1 protein-coding gene is annotated in these 1,184 nt (G+C 70.8%); it reads left to right on the top strand.

Annotation, left to right across the window (positions count from 1 at the left end):
* Positions 1 to 1,184 (top strand): SpnB-like Rossmann fold domain-containing protein (locus FPZ47_RS27575; RefSeq protein ID WP_145039799.1); only part of this gene is annotated, 1,184 nt, incomplete at both ends.

Genomic DNA, 1,184 nt, shown 5'->3' with positions numbered 1-1,184 from the left:
GCTGGTGGTGTCGACCCGGGGTGCGGTGGCGTTGCCGGGGGAGGATGTCGCCGATTTGGCGGGGGCGGCGGTGTGGGGGTTGGTGCGTTCGGCGCAGACCGAGCATCCCGGTCGGGTGGTGCTCGTGGACGCCGATGCGCCGCTGGATGATGCGGCGGTGGCCGCGGTGCTGGCGGTGGGCGAGCCGCAGGTGGTGCTGCGCGGGGGGACGGTGCACACGGCCCGGGTGCACGGCAGCCGCGCGGCCGGCCGCATGCTGGTGCCGCCCGGTCAGGGGTCGTGGCGGCTGGGCATGAGCGGTCACGGCACGTTCGAGGACCTCAGGTTGGAGCCCATTCCCGACGCCGATGCGCCGTTGGCGCCCGGGCGGGTTCGCGTCGCGCCGTCGGCCATCGCCGCCAATTTCCGCGACGTCATGATCGCGCTGGGTCTCTACCCGGACCCCGACGCGGTCATGGGCGTCGAAGCCTCCGGCGTCGTGGTCGAAACCGCCTCCGGGGATGGGTGTTTCGCGGTGGGAGACTGCGTCATGGGACTGTTCCCGGAAGGCACCGGGACGATCGCGGTGACCGATCAGCGGCTGCTGGCCAAGGTGCCTGCGGGCTGGTCGCACACCTCCGCGGCGACCGCTTCGGTGGTCTTCGCCACCGCCTACTACGCGCTGACGGATCTGGCCGCCGCCAAGGCGGGTCAGCGCATACTCGTGCATGCCGCCGCGGGCGGGGTGGGGATGGCCGCGGTGCAGTTGGCGCGGCATCTGGGGTTGGAGGTGTTCGCCACGGCCAGCAAGGGTAAGTGGGACACCTTGCGGGCGATGGGTTTTGACGACGATCACATCTCGGATTCGCGGAGTCTGGCGTTCGAGGACAAGTTCCGTGTGGTCACCGGTGGCCGTGGTTTTGAGGTGGTGCTGGACTCGCTGGCCGGTGAGTTCGTGGATGCGTCGCTGCGGTTGGTGGCCCCGGGCGGGGTGTTCTTGGAGATGGGCAAGACCGACATCCGCGACCCGGAGGCCATCGCCGAGCAGTATCCCGGGGTGCGGTACCGCGCCTTCGACCTCTTCGAGGCCGGACCCGACCGCATCCAGCGGATGCTCGGCGATCTGGTCGAGTTGTTCGAGGCGGGGGTGTTGCGGCCGTTGCCGGTGACGACGTTTGACGTGCGGCGCGCGCCGGCGGCGTTGC

It is taken from the genome of Mycobacterium helveticum, assembly GCF_007714205.1.
GTDB classification, from domain to species: Bacteria; Actinomycetota; Actinomycetes; order Mycobacteriales; family Mycobacteriaceae; genus Mycobacterium; species Mycobacterium helveticum.
The sequence above is the reverse complement of the archived record's forward strand: the minus strand, read 5'-3'. Positions and strand labels throughout refer to the sequence as shown.